16 protein-coding genes are annotated in these 17,251 nt (G+C 66.3%); 11 read left to right on the forward strand and 5 right to left on the reverse strand.

From position 1 onward, the window contains the following. Positions 1–188: 188 nt before the first annotated feature. Both AC3WS4_RS09360 and AC3WS4_RS09365 read left to right on the forward strand, forming a co-directional pair. Positions 189–1,328: a pyridoxal phosphate-dependent aminotransferase gene (locus AC3WS4_RS09360; protein ID WP_492739143.1), complete on the forward strand. Its 1,140-nt coding sequence runs from the start codon at positions 189–191 to the stop codon at positions 1,326–1,328. A gap of 114 nt (positions 1,329–1,442) precedes the next feature. Next, positions 1,443–2,666 (forward strand): NAD(P)/FAD-dependent oxidoreductase, encoded by a 1,224-nt coding sequence (locus AC3WS4_RS09365; RefSeq protein ID WP_492739142.1) that lies wholly within the window; start codon positions 1,443–1,445, stop codon positions 2,664–2,666. Here AC3WS4_RS09365 and AC3WS4_RS09370 read toward each other — a convergent pair whose 3' ends face one another. Further along, a complete protein-coding gene (locus AC3WS4_RS09370; protein ID WP_492739186.1) occupies positions 2,667–3,296 on the reverse strand; it encodes a DUF4126 domain-containing protein in 630 nt (209 codons plus the stop codon). A gap of 115 nt (positions 3,297–3,411) precedes the next feature. Here AC3WS4_RS09370 and AC3WS4_RS09375 point away from each other — a divergent pair, with 115 nt between their 5' ends. Next, positions 3,412–4,188, forward strand: coding sequence for an NUDIX hydrolase (locus AC3WS4_RS09375; RefSeq protein WP_056346731.1), 777 nt, complete (start codon positions 3,412–3,414; stop codon positions 4,186–4,188). A gap of 179 nt (positions 4,189–4,367) precedes the next feature. After that, positions 4,368–4,616 carry a hypothetical protein gene (locus AC3WS4_RS09380; protein WP_156377663.1) on the forward strand — a complete coding sequence of 83 codons (249 nt, stop codon included), beginning with the start codon at positions 4,368–4,370 and terminating at the stop codon, positions 4,614–4,616. A gap of 100 nt (positions 4,617–4,716) precedes the next feature. On the opposite strand, the gene AC3WS4_RS09385 is transcribed toward AC3WS4_RS09380, so the two are convergent. Then, positions 4,717–5,574 (reverse strand): carbon-nitrogen hydrolase family protein, encoded by an 858-nt coding sequence (locus tag AC3WS4_RS09385; RefSeq protein ID WP_492739141.1) that lies wholly within the window; start codon positions 5,572–5,574, stop codon positions 4,717–4,719. Positions 5,575–5,709: 135 nt separating this feature from the next. Between AC3WS4_RS09385 and AC3WS4_RS09390 the strand changes: the two genes are divergently transcribed. Then, positions 5,710–8,589 (forward strand): M16 family metallopeptidase, encoded by a 2,880-nt coding sequence (locus AC3WS4_RS09390; protein WP_492742751.1) that lies wholly within the window; start codon positions 5,710–5,712, stop codon positions 8,587–8,589. A 6-nt stretch (positions 8,590–8,595) separates the two neighbouring features. On the opposite strand, the gene AC3WS4_RS09395 is transcribed toward AC3WS4_RS09390, so the two are convergent. Both AC3WS4_RS09395 and AC3WS4_RS09400 read right to left on the reverse strand, forming a co-directional pair. Next, entirely contained in the window at positions 8,596–10,386 is a 1,791-nt protein-coding gene (locus tag AC3WS4_RS09395) for a cation:proton antiporter domain-containing protein (protein ID WP_187140276.1), read from the reverse strand. A 64-nt stretch (positions 10,387–10,450) separates the two neighbouring features. After that, a complete protein-coding gene (locus tag AC3WS4_RS09400; RefSeq protein ID WP_187140277.1) occupies positions 10,451–11,665 on the reverse strand; it encodes an NADP-dependent isocitrate dehydrogenase in 1,215 nt (404 codons plus the stop codon). 158 nt (positions 11,666–11,823) lie between these two features. Between AC3WS4_RS09400 and AC3WS4_RS09405 the strand changes: the two genes are divergently transcribed. After that, a complete protein-coding gene (locus AC3WS4_RS09405) occupies positions 11,824–12,558 on the forward strand; it encodes a phosphatidylserine decarboxylase (protein ID WP_056346739.1) in 735 nt (244 codons plus the stop codon). A 1-nt stretch (position 12,559) separates the two neighbouring features. Beyond that, positions 12,560–13,333, forward strand: coding sequence for a CDP-alcohol phosphatidyltransferase family protein (locus AC3WS4_RS09410; protein ID WP_187140278.1), 774 nt, complete (start codon positions 12,560–12,562; stop codon positions 13,331–13,333). On the opposite strand, the gene AC3WS4_RS09415 is transcribed toward AC3WS4_RS09410, so the two are convergent. Continuing rightward, positions 13,317–13,577: a hypothetical protein gene (locus AC3WS4_RS09415; protein WP_187140279.1), complete on the reverse strand. Its 261-nt coding sequence runs from the start codon at positions 13,575–13,577 to the stop codon at positions 13,317–13,319. The genes AC3WS4_RS09410 and AC3WS4_RS09415 overlap by 17 nt on opposite strands. A 320-nt stretch (positions 13,578–13,897) precedes the next feature. Here AC3WS4_RS09415 and rpsB point away from each other — a divergent pair, with 320 nt between their 5' ends. From rpsB to frr, 4 genes are all read left to right on the forward strand, one after another. Continuing rightward, a complete protein-coding gene (gene rpsB / locus AC3WS4_RS09420) occupies positions 13,898–14,767 on the forward strand; it encodes a 30S ribosomal protein S2 (RefSeq protein ID WP_056346744.1) in 870 nt (289 codons plus the stop codon). 142 nt (positions 14,768–14,909) lie between these two features. Continuing rightward, positions 14,910–15,836 (forward strand): translation elongation factor Ts, encoded by a 927-nt coding sequence (gene tsf, locus AC3WS4_RS09425; RefSeq protein WP_056346745.1) that lies wholly within the window; start codon positions 14,910–14,912, stop codon positions 15,834–15,836. 114 nt (positions 15,837–15,950) lie between these two features. Further along, positions 15,951–16,682 (forward strand): UMP kinase, encoded by a 732-nt coding sequence (gene pyrH / locus AC3WS4_RS09430; protein ID WP_056346747.1) that lies wholly within the window; start codon positions 15,951–15,953, stop codon positions 16,680–16,682. A 14-nt stretch (positions 16,683–16,696) separates the two neighbouring features. Continuing rightward, positions 16,697–17,251, forward strand: coding sequence for a ribosome recycling factor (gene frr, locus AC3WS4_RS09435; RefSeq protein WP_187140280.1), 555 nt, complete (start codon positions 16,697–16,699; stop codon positions 17,249–17,251).

Here is a 17,251-nt window from a genome sequence, read left to right on the forward strand (position 1 = left end):
TCCAGCCTGATCCCCGGCGAAGGCCGGGCCCCAGAGCGTGATAGCGTGACGGCGGCTTCCGGCCGCCCTGAACCCAGGCCTTCGCCGGGGCACGGGCTATATTGAGGAAAAGCTCGCCCACCAAAGGCCGCCGGTTCACGGTCCCAAGGGGCTAGCAACCGGCGACCGAACCGCATAGCAGGCCCAACATGACCGCTACCGTCGATCCCTTCTACGCCATCTCGATCAGCCGCCTCGCGCACCAGATGGCGGCGGCGGGCGATCCGGTGATCCATATGGAGTTCGGCCAGCCCTCGACCGGCGCCCCCGTCGCCGCGGTGGCGCGCGCGCAGGAGGTGCTGGCGCAGGACGGCATGGGCTATTGGGAAAGCCCGGCGCTCAAGACACGTATCGCGCGCTATTATCAGGAGACGCATGGCGTCGCGGTCGATGCGGAGCAGGTGATCCTGACCTGCGGCGCCTCGCCGGCCTTCGTCCTCGCGCTGACCTGCGCCTTCGCGCCCGGCGCGCGCGTGGCGGTCGCGCGGCCGGGCTATGTCGCCTATCGCAACACGCTGCGCGCGCTGCACATGGTGCCGGTCGAGATCGGGTGCGGCGAAGCCGAACGCTTCCAACTGACCGCTGCCGCGATCGAGGCGCTCGACCCGGCGCCCGACGGGTTGATCGTCGCCAGTCCCGCCAACCCGACCGGGACGGTGATCGAGGCAGCGGAACTGGCGGCGATCGCCGAGGTCTGCCGGCGGCGTAATATCCGCATCATCTCCGACGAAATCTATCACGGCCTGTCCTATGTCGGGCCGGTGCCGTCGATGCTGCAGGAGGCGCTCGACGCCTTCATCGTCAACAGCTTCTCCAAATATTACAGCATGGCCGGCTGGCGGCTCGGCTGGCTGGTGGTGCCCCCCGACCAGATCGACGCGGCGCGCGCGCGGATGGGCAATCTGTTCCTGACGCCGCCCAGCCTCGCCCAGCATGCAGGGCTGGTCGCCTTCGATGAAAGCGACGAACTGGAAGGGCATCTCGCCACCTATAAGCGTAACCGCGAACTGCTGCTGGGTCGGCTGCCCGCGATGGGGCTGCGGCGGATCGCGCCGCCCGACGGCGCCTTTTATATCTATGCCGACATCGGGCATCTGACCGACGACAGCATTGCTTTCTGCCGGCAATTGCTGGTCGATACCGCCGTCGCGACGGCGCCGGGTGTCGATTTCGATCCGGTCGACGGATCGCGCTTCATGCGATTGAGCTTCGCGGTGTCGACCGCCGAGATCGAGGAGGCGTGCCGCCGTATGGCGCCCTGGTTCGAGAATTATGCCCGCTTGCCCTAGCGGCATCGCCACCCCAAGAATTTCTATTCCGCACCGGCCCCGCCGCCGCTTGCCTCGTCTTGCCCTGCGTGCAAGGGATATCCTCGCATAAACCTATGCGGGAGAGATTTGGCGATGCGGTTCGACGTGGTGATCGTGGGGGCGGGGCATGGCGGCGCGCAGGTTGCGGTGGCGCTGCGCACGCAGAAGTTCGAAGGCAGCATCGCGATCATCGGCGACGAACCCGAACTCCCCTATGAACGCCCGCCGCTGTCGAAGGAATATTTCGCGGGCGAAAAGGAATTCGAACGCATCCAGATCCGTCCCGCCAAATATTGGGACGAACGCGAGGTCACGATGCTGCTGAACAAGCGCGTCGTGTCGGTCGATCCGGTGGCGCACAGCGTCACCACCGACGGCGGCGAGACGATCGGCTATGGCAAGCTCGTCTGGGCGACCGGCGGCAGTCCCCGGATGCTGCCGATCCCCGGCGGCGACCTGCCGGGCGTGCAGGGGGTACGCACCCGCGCCGACGCCGACGCGATGAAGGCGGCGTCCGAAACCGCGAAGCAGATCGTCGTCATCGGCGGCGGCTACATCGGGCTTGAAGCCGCGGCGGTGCTGCGCAAGGCGGGCAAGCCCGTCGTGCTTCTGGAAGCGCTCGATCGCGTGCTCGCGCGCGTCGCGGGCGAGGATCTGTCGCGCTTCTATGAAAAGGAACATCGCGACCATGGCGTCGACCTCCGCCTCGGCGTGCAGGTCGCGGCGATCGAGGGCGACAGCCATGCGACCGGCGTTCGGCTCGGCACCGGCGAGGTCATTCTTGCCGACCTCGTCATCGTCGGCATCGGCATCGTTCCCGCAGTCGCGCCGCTGATCGCGGCGGGCGCGCATGGCGGCAACGGCGTGCTGGTCGACCATCATTGCAAGACCAGCCTAGCTGACATTTATGCGATCGGCGACTGCGCCGCGCACGAGAACGACTTTGCCGAGGGTGCGGTCATCCGGCTGGAATCGGTGCAAAATGCCAACGATCAGGCCAATGTCGTCGCCAAGGGCATCTGCGGCGACGAGGCGCGCTATCACGCGATCCCCTGGTTCTGGTCGAACCAATATGATCTGAAGCTCCAGACCGCGGGCCTGTCGACGGGCCACGACCAGACGGTGCTGCGCGGCGATATCACCAGCCGCAGCTTCTCGGTCGTCTATCTGCGTCAGGGCAGGGTGATCGCGCTCGACTGCGTCAACGCGACCAAGGATTATGTCCAGGGTCGGATGCTGGTCACCGCAGGCCTGCAGGCGACGGCTGAGCAGCTTGCCGATGTCGAGACACCGCTGAAGGCGCTGCTGCCCGCCTGATCAGGCGGGCGGTAATTCTCCCGTCGGTTCATCGCCCAGCGTTCGCTTCAGCGTCGCCTTGATGTTGCGGAGCAGGCGGCGCAGCGCGATGATCACGATCACCGCCGCGATGAACATCAGCACCGCGATGACGATCGCGATCGGCGGATAGGCGATGGCGAGCGCAAGCAGTCCGCCGGTTGCGACATCCTCCCCGGTCGACACCGCAACATTGCTGAACGGTTCGGGGCTGACGTTGACCACCGCGCGCGTCGTCGCCTTGGCGCCGTGACTGAGCAGCGCGCCGCCGCCGCCGAGCAGGAAGGCGACAACCTGCCATGCCGGATCCGAACTGTCGACGAGCGCCAGCGCGAGCAGCGCCCCGCCGAGCGGACGGATGAAGCTGTGGACGCCGTCCCAGATCGAATCGACCCATGCGATCTTGTCGGCGAGGAATTCGGCGATGGTGCCCACCAACGCGACTCCGAGGACCCACGGATTGGCCAAGATCTGCAAGGATTGCAGATGGTCGGGCAGGGGCAGCCAGCCGAAATGCATCGCCACGCCGGTGGCAAGGATGGTGAGGTAGAGCCGCCAGCCCGCGAGCAGGCTGAGGCTGCCTGCGACGCCCAGTATCTCGACGATGCCCATCGGCCCTTCTCCCGCCGCCGACGCAAGGCGCCGGGCGATTGCCATCTTGCACGCAGCCCCCGGCGTGGGCAATGCCGGATGACAACAAGGATCGAGAGGATTATCGCCGGTGATAATGAGCGATGCAAACAAACTGCCCGACGGCGCGATTCCCGCGGCCACCCTCGTCATCATGCGGCCGTCCGATGACGGTGGCCCCGACGAGATATTGATGGTCAAGCGTGCCGCAAATATGGCCTTCGCGGCGGGTGCGGTGGTGTTTCCCGGCGGCCGGATCGACCCCGACGACTATCTCGTCGCCAGCCGTCACGGCTATGGCGACAGCGACGCCGATGGTGCCGGTCGCGTTGCGGCCTTGCGCGAAACGCTCGAGGAAACGGGACTCGCGGTGGGCTGGCCCGCGCTGGCCGACGCGGATGTTCCCGCGGTACGGCAGGCGCTGCTCGCCGAACGGCTGCTTTCCGAAATCCTCGACGAACGCGGCGACCGACTCGCGCTCGATGCGCTGGTGCCCTTCGCGCGCTGGTGCCCCAATTTCAAGGAAGCGCGCACCTTCGACACCCGCTTCTTTGCGGTCGAGGCGCCCGCGCACGGTCATGAACTGACCGTCGAGGAGGCCGAACACAGCCATATTTTCTGGGCCGGCGCGCGCGAAACGCTGGCGATGGCCGATCGCGGTGAGGTGTCGATCATCTTCCCGACTCGCCGCAATCTCGAAAAGCTGGCGCAGGCCGATGATTTCGCCGCATTTTCGGCTCATGCTGCCGCACATCCGGTCGAATTGGTGACGCCATGGATCGAGGAACGCGAAGGGGAGTCGCACCTCTGCATCCCCGGACATCTGGGCTATCCCGTGACCAGCGAACCCTTCGAACGGGTGCGCCGGGGGTAGGCCAGGCCTTTTGGACAACTTTTTCTCTATTTAGCAGATTCATAAGAAATGCTGCAGTACGGCAAAACGCCTTGCAATATCTGGCAGCGATGCATAGAAGGGCGGGGCGGAAACGAGTTCGGGATGTGATTCTCAGGCTCGATTCGAGAAGATCAAAATTCCAGTGGATGGAGAAAACGATGAACTTCCTCAAGAAAGCAGCGATCTCCCTCGCCGCGACTTCGATGATTGCAGCACCGGTGGCGGCTTCGGCTGCACCCGCCATTTCGTCGGTGTCGTTTGACGACGTCAGCGCCGTTTCGGCCGTCGACGGCCAGAGCGAACTTGAAGGCAGCAGCTGGATCATCGCCCTCCTCGCACTGCTCGCCATCATCGGCGGCGTTGTGATTGCAGCCGGCAACAACAGCGATACCCCGACCAGCCCGTAATTCGGCCTAGTCGTCTAAGCTTCAAGGGGCTCCGAGTTTCACTCGGGGCCTTTTGTGCGTCTGAAGAACCGGCAAGCGAAACGCGCCGGATTGGGTGGGGTTAGAGCGCGGGGCGGCGATTGGCACGCGAACGCGCGAGCGGGATCGACTGGCGGGCGCTGTCAGTCGTCGCGGGATCGATCGGCACCACGACGATCTGGAAGTCTGCGGCGGGCCGCCCGGTCGCCACGCTTTCGCCGAGCAATTCGCCCCACGGCCCGACCGCCAGGCTATGGCCATAGGTCGATCGCCCGTCCGCATGCGTGCCGGCCTGCGCCGCCGCGACGACATGGCACCCGGTCTCGATCGCGCGCGCGCGGAGCAGGACGTGCCAATGTGCCGCGCCGGTCGAGACGGTAAAGGCGGCGGGGATCGCGATCAGGCTCGCGCCGCGCTCGACCAGCGCGCGATACAGTTCGGGGAAGCGCAGGTCGTAGCAGATGCTCAGGCCCAGCATGCCCACCGGAGTCTCGGCGACGACCACCGACTCGCCGCCGGCATAGCTCGACGATTCGCTCCAGCTTTCGCCCGAGGGCAGCGCGACGTCGAACATGTGGATCTTGTCATAGGCGGCGGCGATCGTGCCGTCGGCGGCGATGACATGGCTGCGATTGACGCGGCGACCGCCGTCGTCGCTCAGGAACGGCATCGATCCGGTATGAACCCACAGCCCGTGGCGGCGCGCCATCGCCTGAAGCGCGGGCAGCCAGGGACTGTCGGCCTCGCGCGCCACATGTCCCGCCGACCGGGCGCGGTCGCGGTCGAGCAGCACCGACATTTCGGGGAAAAAGGCCATGACCGCGCCCGCCGTGGCGGCGGCCGCCAGCGCGCGGTCCATCGTCCCCAGATTGGCGTCGGGATCGATGCTGCTCGTCATTTCGACGAGCGCGATCAGCGGCGAGGCGGCCTCCATGGTCATCGCTATGGGCTAAGCCGATGCGACGAAGAGGGCAAGCATCGCGACAGTTCAGTGGCGAGCAAGGTTCGGACGCGATAAGGTGGGGCAATGTCCGATCTTTCAGCGCCGGCCCCCGCCCGCTTCGCCCGTTCCCTGATGTCCGCCTGCGCCGCGCTGGCATTGCTTGGCGCGCCGCCCGTCGCTTTGGCCCAAGGCAGCGCGCCGACCGCGCAGGTTCAGCCCGACAGCTGGCTGTACGAAGGCAGCGACATCCCGCGCGACACCGCCTGGCAGTTCGGCACATTGCCCAACGGCGTGCGCTATGCGGTGCGCAACAATGGTGTGCCCCCGGGGCAGGTGTCGATCCGCGTCCGCATGGACGTCGGCTCGATGTTCGAAACCGAGCAGGAGCGCGGCTTTGCGCATCTTCTCGAACATCTGACCTTCCGCGGTTCCGAACATATTCCCGACGGCGAGGCCAAGCGCATCTGGCAGCGGTTCGGGGTGAGCTTCGGCAGCGATTCCAATGCCCAGACGACGCCGACGCAGACCGCCTATCAACTCGACCTGCCCAGCGCGACTCCGGCGACGCTCGACGAAAGCATGAAACTGCTCGCCGGCATGGTCCGCGAACCGCTGATTTCCGACACTGCGGTCGCTGCCGAGCGCGGTGTCGTGCAGTCCGAACTGCGCGAATCGGACGGGCCGCAAAAGCGGATCGCCGATGCGACCAACGCGCATCTGTTCGCCGGCCAGCTGCTAGGCGACCGCTCGCCGATCGGCACCTATGAATCGCTTGCTGCGGCACGCGCGAGCACCGTCAAGGCCTTCCACGATCGCTGGTACCGCCCCGACCGCGCGGTGGTGGTGATGGTCGGTGACGGGGACCCCGCCGAATTCGCGCGGCTGATCGCCAAATATTATGGCGACTGGAAAGTCGGCGGGCCGATGCCGAAACAGCCCGATTTCGGCAAACCCGACCCCAAAGCGCCCGCGGCGCTGCAGATCGTCGAGGTGAACCAGCCCCCGGCGCTGACCCTCGCGATGGTCCGGCCATGGATCAAGCGGATCGACACGGTCGAGAACACCCGGCGGCTCTACCTCGAGTTCCTCGCCATCGCGCTGGTCAACCGGCGGCTCGAAAACCGAGCGCGCGCGGGCGGCAGCTACCTGGTCGCGACCGCCGAACAACAATATGTCAGCCGCAGCGCCGATGTGACGCTGGCGCAGATCGTGCCGCTCGGCGACTGGAAGGCGGCGCTCGCCGATGTCCGCGGCGTCATCGCCGATGCGACCCAGAACCCGCCGTCGCAGGCCGACATCGACCGCGAAGCGAACGAGATTCAGGCGTTCCTCGTCAAGGAATTGCAGAACGCGCGCAACGAACCCGGCGCTCGGCTCGCCGACGACATGGTGCGTGCCGTCGACATCGGCGAGACGGTGACCAGCCCGCAGGGACAGGTCGACATGTTCGCCGCGATCCGCGCCTCGGCAACTCCGAAGGTGATGCTCGACATCAGCAAGGCGATCTTCTCGGGTCCCGCGACGCGTGTCGTCCTGACCACCCCGACCGCCACCCCCGGCGGCCAGCCCGCGCTGCTCGCCGCATTGAAGGCGCCCGCGGCGATCCGCGACGACCGGCTGACCGCCGCCGACGTCAATTTCAAGCAATTGCCTCCGCTCGGTACGCCGACTCCGATCGTCAAGACCGAGCGGCTGCTCGGGCTGCGCGCCGAACGGATCGAACTCGGCAATGGGGTCACGGCGCTGATCTCGGACAACAAGGTCGAACCCGGCAAGGTGCGCGTCAACGTCCGGTTCGGCACCGGCAACCGCAGCGTCGCGGCGAACGAGCCGAACCTGCTGTGGACCGGCGACTATGCGCTGATCGCCAGCGGTATCGGCCCATGGGGGCAGAATGAGATCGACGCGCTGACCAACGGCCGCCAGATCCAGCTCAATTTCGCGATCGACGACGATGCGTTCGAACTGTCGGCGGAAACCAAGCCCGACGACCTCGACGACCAGCTGCGGCTGATCGCCGGTAAGCTCGCGACTCCGCGCTGGGACGCCGCGCCGGTCGAACGGCTGCGCATCGGTTTCCTGACCGGATACGACCTCAACGACGCGACGCCCAACGCGGTGCTCGACCGCAATCTGCGTGGCTGGCTCGCCGCCGACGACAAGCGCTGGTCGCCGCCCGACAAGGCGGCAATCGAGGCGCTGACGCCCGCCGCTTTCCGCGCCTTCTGGGAGCCGCGGCTCGCGAGCGGGCCGGTCGAGGTCCAGATTTTCGGCGACCTGTCGGCGATCGACTATCGCAAGATCCTGTCCGAAACGCTCGGCGCGCTCGCACCGCGCCCGCCGATCCTGCCCGCCGGCGGCCAGCAGGTCGCCTTTGCCAAGCATCTTGCGGCGCCCGCGCTCGCCTATCATCGCGGCGACAAGGGGCAGGCGGCGGCGATGACCGCCTGGCCGACAAGCGGCGGCTTGGCCGCGCCGCGCGATACGCGCACGCTCGAGGTGCTCGCGGCGATCTTCAACGACCGGCTGTTCGACCGGCTGCGCGCCGAACAGGGGGCAAGCTATGGTCCCGTCGTCGACAGCCACTGGCCGACCGGTTTCGACAGCGGCGGTTATCTGCTCGTCGGCAGTCTGCTGGCGCCCAAGGATATCGACCGTTTCTATACGATCGCCGGGGATATCGCCGCGGACCTCGCCGCCAATCCGGTGACCGCCGACGAACTGGCGCGCAACGCCGGCCCGATCCGCGAGCAGGTGGCACGTGCGTCGACCGGCAACGTCTTCTGGATGTACCTGCTGGAGGGCGCGACAACCGACCCGCGCGTCGCCGCGGCGGCGCTGTCGATGGAACAGGATATCGGCGCGGTCACCGCCGCCGACGTCCAGCGGCTCGCACGGCTCTATCTGGCACCCGACAAGCAATGGTCGCTGGCGATCCTGCCAACGGGCATGACGCTGGCCGAGGCGTCGGCGCTCGATGCCCCGGCTGCCGCGGCCGCGGGCGGGCGCTAAACCGGCCTAGGCGGTGTCGTCGGCGCGGGCGGCGGGGCGCGGGCGCAGCTTGCGGATTCGCGGTTCCTGGTCGAGGTCGCCCTTGGTCATGATGTCGCGCCGCATCTTGGCGCGCACGTCGTGGATCGAGGCGATCACCGGCCCCATCGCGACGCCGAGGTCGATCAGCACCGCTTCGGCGAGTTGCAGCGAGCTTTCGAGCGTTTCGGGGACCGCATCGGTCGCGCCAGCGCGATAGAGCGCGGCGGCATGATCGGCGTCGCGGGCGCGCGATATGATCGGCAGCCTGGGATATTTCTGGCGCATCTGCTTCGTCATGCGCAGCTGCTGGACGGGATCGTCCATCGTCAGCACGACCGCGTCGGCGCTTTCGATCCCCAGCTTGTCGAGGCTGCCCGGACGCGCGACGTCGGCGAAGCGGACCAGGAAGCCGTCGCGCCGCGCCGCCGCGACGGTGTCGATATCGGCATCGACCGCGATATAGGGGCGCTGATGTTCGCGCAGCAGTTCGGCGACGGTACGCCCGACGCGGCCGAAGCCGACGACGACGGTGCGTCCCGTCGGCGTGTCGTCGGTCTGGGCATCGCCGGTTCGCATCTCGATCCGCCGCGAAATATCGTGGCCGACGCGGGCGAGTAGGGGGGTGATCGTCAGGCCGATCGCGGTGACGAGCTGCCAGAATTCGGCGGTGTCGCGGCTGATGATCTGCGCCTGCAGCGCGGTGGCGAGCACGATCAGCGTCGTTTCGGACGGGCTGGCCATCAGCAGGCCGACCTCGGTCGCGGTGCCGCGCCGCGCGACGCCCGAAAAGCGGAGCAGCGCGGCGGTGACGGTCGCCTTGATCGCGACGACGCCAACGACCGCGGCGATCAGCGCCGGCCATTGGTCGGCGATCGTCATCAGGTTGAGCCCCATGCCGACGCTGATCAGGAAGACCCCGAGCGCGAGGCCCTTGAACGGCGCGGTGATCGCCTCGACCTCGCCATGATATTCGGTCTCGGCGATCATCAGGCCGGCGAGCAGCGCGCCGACGATCGGCGACAGCCCGACCGTCGCGGTCGCGAGCGCGGCGACGATGACGACCAGCAGGCTGGCGGCGAGGAAGAGTTCGGGGTCCTTGGCGCGCGCCGCCTGCGCGAAGATGCGCGGCAACAGGAACCAGCCGCCGATCGCCAGCGCCGCGACGACCACCGCGCCTTGCCACAGGGTGGTCAGCAGCACTTCGGTGTTGTCGGCGGCGGCATTGGGCGCCAGCGCGCCGAGGATGAAGATGATCGGGACGATCGCCAGATCCTCGAACAACAGCATCGAGAAGGACGCGCGCCCGACCGCCGACTTGGTACCCGCGATCGGCAGCACGAGCGCGGTCGACGAGAGCGCGAGCGCGATGCCGAGCCCGAAGGCGGCGGGGGTCGAATAGCCGCCGATCAGCCACAGCGCGCCGCCGAGGATCACTCCGCCGAGCAGTAGTTCGGCGGCGCCGATCCCGAACACCAGCTTGCGGAGTTGCCATAAACGGCGGAACGACAGCTCGAGCCCGATCGAGAACAGCAGCAGGATGATGCCGAACTCGGCGAAGAGCGCAATGTCCTCGGTCGATCCGATCGTGATGTGTTTCAGCCACGGATAGTCGCCGGCCAGCGCCCCCAGCCCCGACGGCCCGACGAGCAGGCCGACGAGGATGAAACCGATCACCGGGGGTAGGCGAAAGCGCGCGAACGCGGGGATGACGATGCCCGCGGCACCGAGGACCACCAGCGCATTGCCGATGGCGGAGGTTTCTGTTTCCGATACCATAAGGGCCGACCTTATGCAGGCCGGCCCCGATTGGCTAGACGTCTATCTCAAGTAATTCGCTTGTTTAGGCGCTCATCTTCTTTTCGAGATTCTCGACGACGGCTTCGAAGAAGCCTTCGGTGGTCAGCCAGTTCTGGTCGGGACCGATCAGCAGCGCCAGATCCTTGGTCATCTTGCCGCTCTCGACCGTGTCGACGCAGACGCGTTCCAGCGTCTCGGCGAACTGGACCACTTCGGGGGTGTTGTCGAGCTTGCCGCGATGCTTGAGCCCGCCGGTCCAGGCGAAGATCGACGCGATCGGGTTGGTCGAGGTCGCCTTGCCCTGCTGGTGCATGCGGTAATGGCGGGTGACGGTGCCGTGCGCCGCTTCGGATTCGACGGTCTGGCCGTCGGGGGTCATCAGCACGCTGGTCATCAGCCCTAGCGAGCCAAAGCCTTGCGCGACGGTGTCCGACTGGACGTCGCCGTCGTAATTCTTGCACGCCCACACGAACTTGCCCGACCATTTGAGTGCCGAGGCGACCATGTCGTCGATCAAGCGATGTTCGTAGACGATGCCGGCGGCGTCGAACTGGGTCTTGAACTCGGCGTTGAACACCTCTTCGAACAGGTCCTTGAAACGGCCGTCATAGGCTTTGAGGATCGTGTTCTTGGTCGAGAGGTACACCGGCCAGCCGCGCGCGAGGCCATAGTTGAGGCTGGCGCGTGCAAAGTCGCGGATCGAATCGTCGAGGTTGTACATTCCCATCGCGACGCCCGCCGACGGGAACTGGAACACTTCCTCGTCGATCAGCGTGCCATCCTCGCCTTCGAACACCAGGCGCAGCTTGCCGGGGCCGGGGACGCGGAAGTCGGTTGCCTTATACTGGTCGCCAAACGCATGGCGGCCGACGACGATCGGGTCGGTCCAGCCGGGAACCAGACGCGGGACATTCTTCATCACGATCGGTTCGCGGAAGACGACGCCGCCGAGGATGTTGCGGATCGTGCCGTTCGGCGACTTCCACATCTTCTTCAGCTTGAATTCCTCGACGCGCGCTTCGTCGGGGGTGATCGTCGCGCATTTGATGCCGACGCCATATTTGGCGATCGCATTGGCAGCATCGACGGTGATCTTGTCGTTGGTCTCGTCGCGCATTTCGACGCTGAGGTCGTAATAATGCAGGTCGATGTCGAGATAGGGAAGGATCAGGCGCTCACGGATCCATTGCCAGATGATCCGGGTCATTTCGTCGCCGTCGAGTTCGACGACCGGGTTCACTACCTTGATCTTGCCCATATGCGTGCCTTTTCCTGCGGGGAGTCGAGTTGCAGGGGCCTTAAGCAAAGCCGCGCGATTGTTCAACTGCCCCGTGGTCCGTGAATTGGCGCCCCGACGACACCATCAGCGGACCTTATGCATTGTCTATGCGAGACCTGCCCCCTAGAAAGACCGCCATGTCCTCATCCATATCCTCCAACCGCCCCGGTGGCGGTATCAAATGGCATTGGCCGTCGATCCATCCCGAGGGACGGAAATTCGTCCTGATCGCCGCCATCGTCACCCTGTGTTTCTGGTTGCTCGGCTGGGAAATCGCCGGCTGGCTGATGCTCGGCATCACCGCATGGGTCGCGGCTTTCTTTCGCGACCCGGTGCGCGTCACCCCGACCGGCAGCGATGTGGTGATCGCGCCCGCCGACGGGCTGGTCACCCAGATCGCCGAAGTCGCGCCGCCGCCCGAGATCGCGGGCGCCGACGGCATCGGCGACGCGCCGATGCTGCGCGTCTCGATCTTCATGAGTGTCTTCGACGTCCATATCAATCGCACCCCGATCGCGGGGACGCTGCGCAAGATCGTCTATATCCCTGGAAAGTTCCTCAACGCCGACCTCGACAAGGCGAGCGAGGAGAATGAACGCCAGCATTTCGTCGTCGAGCGCGGCGACGGGGTACGCATCGGCTTTACCCAGATCGCCGGGCTGGTGGCGCGGCGCATCCTGCCGTTCGTCAGCATGGGGCAGGATGTCTCGACCGGCCAGCGGATCGGGCTGATCCGGTTCGGCAGCCGCGTCGACGTCTATCTGCCCGCGGGCACGACGCCGCAGGTCCTGCTCGGCCAGCGCACGCTGGCGGGCGAAACCGTCGTCGCGCGGATCGGCACCGCGGACCTCCTCGACGGCATCGGCCAATAATATGGCGGCGGGCGAGGAGATTCCCGCGGACGCTGCCGGCCGTCGCATCGGCGGCATCAGCCTGCGCGCCTTTCCGCCCAACGCGATCACCGTGCTGGCGCTCTGTTTCGGGCTGACCGGGGTGCGGTTCGCGATCGGCGGGCAATTCGAATATGCGATCGGCGCGGTGATCTTTGCCGGGGTGCTCGACGGCATGGACGGCCGTATCGCCCGGTTGCTCCGCGCGCAGAGCAAGTTCGGGGCCGAGCTCGATTCGCTGTCCGACGTGATCGCCTTCGGCGTCGCGCCGGCGATGATCCTCTTCCTGTGGTCGCTCACCGATGCGCCGAAATTCGGCTGGACCGCGGCGCTCGCGCTCGCGGTGTGCTGTGCACTGCGCCTCGCACGTTTCAACTCGCGCATGGATGCCGATTTCCAGCCGCACAAATCGGCGGGTTTCATGACCGGTATCCCGGCGCCGGCCGGGGCCGGGCTGTCCTTTGTGCCGGTCTATCTGTGGCTGGTGACGGGTAACGAGCTGTTCCGCCAATGGTATCTGGTCATGCCCTGGGCGCTCGGGGTTGCGATGCTGATGATCTCGGCAATCCCGACCTACGGCTGGTCGTCCTTTCGCCTGCGCCGCTCGTGGCGGCTGTTCGCGCTGGCGGGCGTGGGCCTGTTCGGCGCGGCGCTGGTCACTGCACCCTGGCTGACATTGCTCGGGGTGTGCGCGGTCTATCTGGCGCTGCTGCCGTTCGGTATCGCCAGCTACGCCCGCGTCAGGCGGCGCGGCTGAGAACCGGGTAGGCCGTCAGCACGGCACGAACCGGTCGCGGCGCGTCGCGGCGTTCGGCGCGGCGGCGCAGCAGCACCGCATCATTTGTAGGACCGGTGACCGGACCCGTCGCGATCGGAAAGGCGCCTTCGCCGAGCAGCGCGGAGAGAATGGCCGATTCGTTGTTCTTCAGCATCGCGAGGATCACAGTGATGCCGAGCCCGGCGGCAATGGCGAAGAGGAGAGCTGCTGCGACCTGAACCATCATCTTGTCCTTCCGGTTTCTTTGTGCGAAACCATGATCGGAACGACGGCCTCGCTGCACATTTCGTTCCATGTTCTCGTTTTGTTCTCAAGGCATTTGCGACGAATGGAGTCATTTTGTCGCCGGGACGAGTCCGTCCGCGGCGCGGGCGCGATGGCTCGATGCGACGAAAAGCGTGCGCCGACCCTTGCTTTCGGCGCGCAAGCCCGCTAACGGGCCGCCCATTCCACATGGAAAGCGCACATAAACCGGTGCCGGGATCCGTCGCTTGCGACACCCGGTTCTTGCTTTCCAGAGGACCAACCGGAAGGAGAAAGACCATGGCGGCCCCTGTCGTCACGATGCAGAATCTTATCGAAGCTGGCGCCCACTTCGGCCACCAGACCCACCGTTGGAACCCGCGCATGAAGCCGTATATCTTCGGCGCGCGCAACGGCATCCACATTCTCGACCTGTCGCAGACCGTGCCGCTCTTTGCGCGCGCTCTCGAATTCGTCGCCTCGTCGGCGGCTTCGGGTGGCAAGGTGTTGTTCGTCGGTACCAAGCGCCAGGCGCAGGGCCCGATCGCCGATGCGGCCCGCGCCTCGGGTCAGCATTTCGTCAACCACCGCTGGCTGGGCGGCATGCTCACCAACTGGAAGACGATCTCGAACTCGATCAAGCGCCTCAAGACGCTCGAAGAGCAGCTCTCGGGCGACACCTCGGGCCTGACCAAGAAGGAAGTGCTCAACCGCACCCGCGAACGCGACAAGCTGGAAATGTCGCTCGGCGGCATCCGCGACATGGGCGGCATTCCCGACGTGATGTTCGTGATCGACGCGAACAAGGAAGAGCTGGCGATCAAGGAAGCCAATGTCCTTGGCATCCCCGTCGTCGCGATCCTCGATTCGAACGTCTCGCCCGACGGCATCGCTTTCCCGGTTCCGGCGAACGATGACGCCGCGCGCGCCATCCGCCTGTACTGCGATGCGATCGCCCAGGCTGCGACCCGTGGCGGGCAGCAGGCCCGCGCCGATCGCGGCGAAGACCTTGGCGCCGCAGTGAACCCCGTCGCCGAACCCGTGCTCGTCGAAGAAACGGCTCCGGTCGCTGACGAAGCCCCGGCCGCCGATGCTGCCGCTCCGGTGACCGAAGACGAACAGGTCTCGCCCGAAGCAGCGGCCGAAACCGAACGCCAGAGCGACGCCTAAGCGCTTGCTCGGATGACGGGACGGCGGGCGAACTCTCGGGTTCGCACGCCGTCCCGGTCATCGTTTTGACTTATCGCCCCGCCATGCGCGCGGGCGTCATGCAGGCCGGATCGACGGCTTGCCCCACAGGAAAGGATCACCCATGGCTGAGATCACGGCCTCCCTCGTCAAGGAACTGCGCGACCGTACCGGCGCCGGCATGATGGATTGCAAGAAAGCGCTGGCCGAAAATGGCGGCGACATCGAAGCATCGATCGACTGGCTGCGCACCAAGGGCCTTGCCGCCGCCGCCAAGAAGGCCGGCCGCGTGGCCGCCGAAGGCCTGGTCGGCGTTGCCACCGATGGCACCCGCGGCGCGATGGTCGAAGTCAACAGCGAGACCGACTTCGTCGCCAAGAACGAGCAGTTCCAGGGCTTCGTCCGCGACGTGACCCAGGTCGCGCTTGCCGGTAACCTGACCGACGTCGATGCGCTCGGTGCCGCGGCCTATCCGGCCGGCGGCACCGTCACCGAGGCGCTGACCCAGAATATCGCGACGATCGGTGAAAACCAGTCGCTGCGCCGTTCGGCGATCATGTCGGTGAACTCGGGCGTCGTCACCGCCTATGTCCACAACGCCGCCGCGCCCGGCATGGGCAAGATCGGCGTGCTGGTCGCGCTCGAATCGACCGCCGGTGCCGACGTTCTCGAACCGCTCGGCAAGCAGCTGGCGATGCACGTCGCCGCCGCCAATCCGCTGGCGCTGAACGGCGACGATCTCGACGCCGAACTCGTCGCCCGCGAACGCGCGATCGCCGAGGAAAAGGCTGCCCAGTCGGGCAAGCCCGCTGACATCGTCGCCAAGATGGTCGACGGCGGCATTGCCAAGTTCCGCAAGGAAAATGCGCTGCTGTCGCAGCTGTTCGTGATGGACGGCAAGACCCCGGTCGCCGAAGTCGTCGCCGCCGCCGGCAAGGACGTCGGCGCGACGATCACGCTCAAGGGCTTCACGCGCTTCCAGCTCGGCGAAGGCATCGAGAAGGAAGAAAGCGATTTCGCGGCAGAAGTCGCGGCGGTCGCCGGCGTCTAAAAGAAACGTGGGGTTGCTGCGCCGCGGCGTGGCAGTCCGCTTGGCAATGGCGCGCACTCTGACTAGGGTGCGCGCCATTCGCATATTGATAACTGACAAGAGGTTCACCCAGACATGGCATTGCCCGGCCTGAAACGCATTTTGCTCAAACTGTCGGGCGAGGCGCTGATGGGACCGACCCCCTTCGGCATCGACCCCGAAACGGTCGCGGGCATGGCCGCCGAGGTCAAGGCGGCGAAGGAGCGCGGGCTCGAAATCTGCCTCGTCATTGGCGGCGGCAACATCTTTCGCGGCATGGCGGGCGCCGCCAAGGGCATGGATCGCGCGCAGGCCGACTATATGGGCATGCTCGCCACCGTGATGAATGCGCTCGCGATGCAGAACGCGCTCGAGCAACTCGGCGTCGAAACGCGGGTCCAGTCGGCGATCGAAATGGACAAGGTGTGCGAGCCGGTGATCCGCCGCCGCGCCGAACGCCATATGGAAAAAGGCCGCGTCGTGATCTTCGCCGCCGGCGTCGGCGCCCCTTATTTCACCACCGACAGCGGCGCCGCGCTGCGCGCCGCCGAGATGAAGTGCGACGCGCTGCTCAAGGGCACCAGCGTCGACGGCGTCTATAACGCCGATCCCAAGAAGGATCCGAACGCGGTGCGGTACGACACGCTCGGTTACGACCGGGTGCTCGCCGACAATCTGAAGGTGATGGATGCCAGCGCGGTGGCGCTGTGCCGTGACAATCATATTCCGATCGTGGTGTTCAACATCCGCGAGCCGGGCAATCTGGCGCGGGTGCTGGCGGGCGAGGGTGTCTCGACCGTCGTCAGCGACGCGGCCGGCCACGCATAAGAGAGGAAATTACGATGGCGAAATATGACAAGGCCGATCTCGAGCGCCGCATGCACGGCGCGGTCGAATCGCTGAAGAGCGACCTTGCGGGCCTGCGCACCGGCCGTGCGCACACCGCGCTGCTCGATCCGGTGACGGTCGAAGTCTATGGCAGCCACATGCCGCTCAACCAGGTCGCCTCGGTCAGCGCGCCCGAAGCCCGCATGCTGTCGGTACAGGTGTGGGACAAGTCGAACGTCGGCCCGGTCGACAAGGCGATCCGCTCGGCGGGTCTCGGCCTCAACCCGATCGTCGACGGCCAGACGCTGCGCCTGCCGATCCCCGAGATGACGCAGGAGCGCCGCAAGGAATTGTCGAAACTCGCCGGCCAATATGCCGAAAAGGCCCGCGTCGCGGTGCGCAACGTCCGCCGCGACGGCATGGACAATCTGAAGGCCGACGAGAATAAGAAGGAAATCAGCGAAGACGAGCGCAAGCGCCACGAAGCCGAGGTGCAGAAGCTGACCGACGCGACGATCGCCGAACTCGACGCCGCCGCGAGTGCCAAGGAAAAGGAAATCCTGGGCTAG

The sequence above is a fragment of the Sphingopyxis sp. EU05-FHT14B03 genome, from assembly GCF_058790875.1.